The organism is Streptomyces sp. NPDC054840 (genome assembly GCF_053611065.1).
The window spans coordinates 1-3188 of sequence record NZ_JBSGZP010000778.1 but is presented as its reverse complement, the minus strand read 5'-3'; the positions used below and the strand labels follow the sequence as shown (position 1 = coordinate 3188).

General features: G+C 71.5%; 4 protein-coding genes and 1 pseudogene. 2 read left to right on the top strand and 3 right to left on the bottom strand.

Annotation, left to right across the window (positions count from 1 at the left end; all coding sequences use genetic code 11):
- The 3 genes and pseudogenes from ACWGIU_RS33875 to ACWGIU_RS33865 all read right to left on the bottom strand — a co-directional run.
- A pseudogene (locus ACWGIU_RS33875) lies at positions 1–278 on the bottom strand (hypothetical protein); the annotation flags it as partial.
- A 434-nt stretch (positions 279–712) separates the two neighbouring features.
- Entirely contained in the window at positions 713–1267 is a 555-nt protein-coding gene (locus ACWGIU_RS33870; RefSeq protein WP_453711936.1) for a flavoprotein, read from the bottom strand.
- 118 nt (positions 1268–1385) lie between these two features.
- A complete protein-coding gene (locus ACWGIU_RS33865) occupies positions 1386–1979 on the bottom strand; it encodes an NAD(P)H-dependent oxidoreductase (RefSeq protein WP_453711935.1) in 594 nt (197 codons plus the stop codon).
- Between the two features lie 223 nt (positions 1980–2202).
- Between ACWGIU_RS33865 and ACWGIU_RS33860 the strand changes: the two genes are divergently transcribed.
- Complete coding sequence (locus ACWGIU_RS33860; protein ID WP_453711934.1) at positions 2203–2697, top strand: hypothetical protein; 495 nt, start codon at positions 2203–2205, stop codon at positions 2695–2697.
- 228 nt (positions 2698–2925) lie between these two features.
- The coding region (locus tag ACWGIU_RS33855) for an SDR family oxidoreductase (RefSeq protein WP_453711933.1) at positions 2926–3188 on the top strand (263 nt) is incomplete at its 3' end.

Genomic DNA, 3188 nt, shown 5'->3' with positions numbered 1-3188 from the left:
CCTGTCAGGAGCGGGACCATCGCCCGGGAGATCGCCGCGAGCGCCGCCGCCGTGCAGATCCCGCCGAGTACCTGGGCGGCGACCAGTACGTGGAACGCGGTGCGGTTGACGGCGAGCGCGAGCCGCGCGGTCTGCCGGAGGGCGGAAGGAACGCGGCGGGCCATCTGCCCGAGCGACAGCGCCTCCATGGTCTCGTTGTGCTGGCCCCAGGTGTACTTGAACTCCGGTGGTGCTGGTGGTGCGGCGGCTTTCCTGTGCCGGGTCTGCTGCTCGGACACGCTGCGTCTCCTTCAACCGGGTTGTCTTGGAGGCCGGTTCGTCGCTCGCAGCACATGCCGGAGAAGCCCGGCTCCGCGGTGGGCGGAGGGGCGGCAGCGTGGTCGCGGGAACTGGAGACAGTGAGTACAGCGCAGGCCGAAGGCAGGAGCAGCGGGATCTGGCCGACCTCGCGGGGACGGCTCCCTGGCTGTGGCCGCTGATCGAGTTCGGGCACCGCCGGGCTTCCGGGCGCGGACGGACGGGAGGTTGGCCGGAACCCGCCGGTACCGGGGTCAGCTCACCGGAAACCGGTTGCGGGCCCGTGGCGCGGCCCCGGACGGTCGGACGAGGGACCCCGCCCGAGGGTGAACATCCGGCCGGCGGCTTCCGCCACGGCGGGCGCTCGGGAGGACGGCGAGCAGCGCCGGAACCCGCTCCCCCTCCAGGTCCGGGCTCAGGCCTGGGGTACGGCGGGGTCGAGGGCGCCCAGGGCATTGACGGCCGTGGCCCAGGGGAAGTGGATCGGGGCGTCGGGGTCGGCCGGGTCCGGGGTGTATCCCGTTTCGCCGTGGAGGAGTTCGACCCCGGCGTTGCGCAGGGTGTTCAGGGAGAGGTCGAACTGGGGGTGGGCGGCAAGGGCGGTGTTGGTGCAGGGCATCGCTATGACGGGCGTGCGCTTGCCGGTCGCCTCGGCGGCGAGGCCGACGACGAGGTTGTCGGTCAGGCCGAGGGCCCACGCGTTGATGGTGTTGAAGGTGGCGGGTGCGAACAGGACGGCGTCGGCCACCGGCCATACGTCGGGCTGGCCCGGAAGTTTGTACTGCCAGCGCACGGGATGGCCGGTCAGAGCGGCGAGTCCGTCAAGGCTCTCGGAGAGCCAGTGCGCCGCGGTGGGGGTAAGGCCGAGGCACACGTCCCAGCCGCGGGCCTGGGCGTCCTCGATGACCCGGGCGACGTCGAAGACGGGCGGGGCGGCGGAGCAGAGCAGGTGGAGAGTCTTCGTGGTCATGCCGCAATATGATCACATGGTTCGCGCTTGATCACGTCTCCGGGATCGGGGCAGTTTCCGCGGGCTCCGCCCGCCCGGCGCCGGAGCGTGCCTCCCGTGCCCGACGCCCCGGGACGTCTCAGTCCACGAGTGCGGCCGCCAGCCGGCGTGCCCGGTCCAGCCAGGCCGCGCGTTCCTCACCGGAGGAGTCGGTGACCGTCCGGAAGACGGTGCGGCGCACGTCGGCAATTCCCGCATAGGGAAGGACGCATGCCGCCCAGATCCGTTGCAGCGGGTCGCCGAACTCCGTCTCCTCCCGGTCGAGAGGAGTGTCGGAGGTGTTCAGGACGAGCGCCCGGTCGGCCTTCAGGAGCGGTGCGGGCTCGCCGTTCGCGGTACCCAGCTTGTAGGCGACCCCCGGCGCGAGTACGCGCTGCACCCAGCCCGTCAGAACGGCGGGCGGCATGCCCCACCAGTTGGGGTGGACGAACACCAGGGCGTCAAGGGTGGTCAGCTCCCTCTGGTGCAGTGCCACCTGCGGGTCGCGGGCGCCCGGCGTCGACCCGACCGTGCCCGTCTCCTCGGCGGACAGCAACGGCGGGAAACCCTCGGCGCACAGGTCGTGCGCGACCACCCGGCACCCCCGGGCGCGCAGCTCTGCCACAACGGCCTCGAACACGGCGTGGTTGAAGCTCCCCGGCCGCGGATGTGCGAGATAAACCCCGATCTGCATGTGCGTCCCCCCGTCGACACGAGCCTTCATCGCCGGCCGGCCGCGGTTCCGGTCGGCTCGCTCCCGTCCTCATTCTCGTCCTCGTTCGGCGGCCACCGGTCACCGGGGCCGGGTTTTCCGTATCACGGAAGTGGTACCCGGCCCTGCGCGTGCGCGGGCCGCCCGGATGGGGGAAGCTGGGGTGGCATCGCCGACAGCGGGACAGAAGGGCGAGGAGGGCCTCGTGGATACCTCAGAAGACGGCCGGCTCATTCGTGCACCCCGGTCCCGGTTCCGGTCCCGGGTGCGGACCGCCACCATTCTGTGTGCGGCGGCGGCTCTTGCCGCAGCCGCCGTCCCGGCCTCCGCGCGGAGCCCCCGGGCCGTATCGGCGCCGGCGGAGCCCCTCGTGGTCGTCGACTGCTTCTCTCAGGCCCAGGTCCGCCCCGAGGAGTACTTGCTGGCCTGCGGTGACGGCAACAACCGCCTCGTCGGACTGACGTGGGACACCTGGGGTCCGAAGGCCGCGACGGCCACGGGCACCGACATGGTGAACGACTGTGTCCCCTACTGCGCCGCGGGCCGCTTCCGGTCCTACCCGGTGACGGTGACCCTGAGCAGCCCGGAGCCCTGGCCGGGCCATCCGGACGTGCAGCGCTTCACCACGATCCGACTCCTCTACACGGACACCGCACCGGCCCCTGTCCCGAAGGACATCACGTACAAGCTCGTGTACTGACCGGCCGACCGGTTCGACCCGATCCGCGGGTTTCGCCCCGTCCCACTGACGACAGGAGGAGACCCGGCCGGCGGAGTGCCGCCGGTTCACCGCGCCGACCGTACCTGTCATACGGGATACGGGCGCGGCCACGGTCGGGCACCGTCCGGCGGCGCCGGTGGACGCAGGCGTATGCGGATGAGCTCTTCGGCCATGTCCCGTCTCGCGTCGTTGGATTTGACTGTGGTCATGACGAAGACGACGAAGTACGAGTACGAGTACGAGTACGAGAACCACACGCAGACCACCGGCACCATCGCGGACCACGCCGACACCGGCGGAATCACCCTGGTGGTCGGCGGAACCGGCAAGACCGGCCGGAAGGTCGCCGAGCGGCTCACGGCTCAGGGCCGCCTCGTCAGGGTCGGCTCTCGCCGTGGCGAGCCGGCTTTCGACTGGAACGATCCCGCGACCTGGCGTCCGGCGCTCGAAGACGTCGACCGGGTGTACGT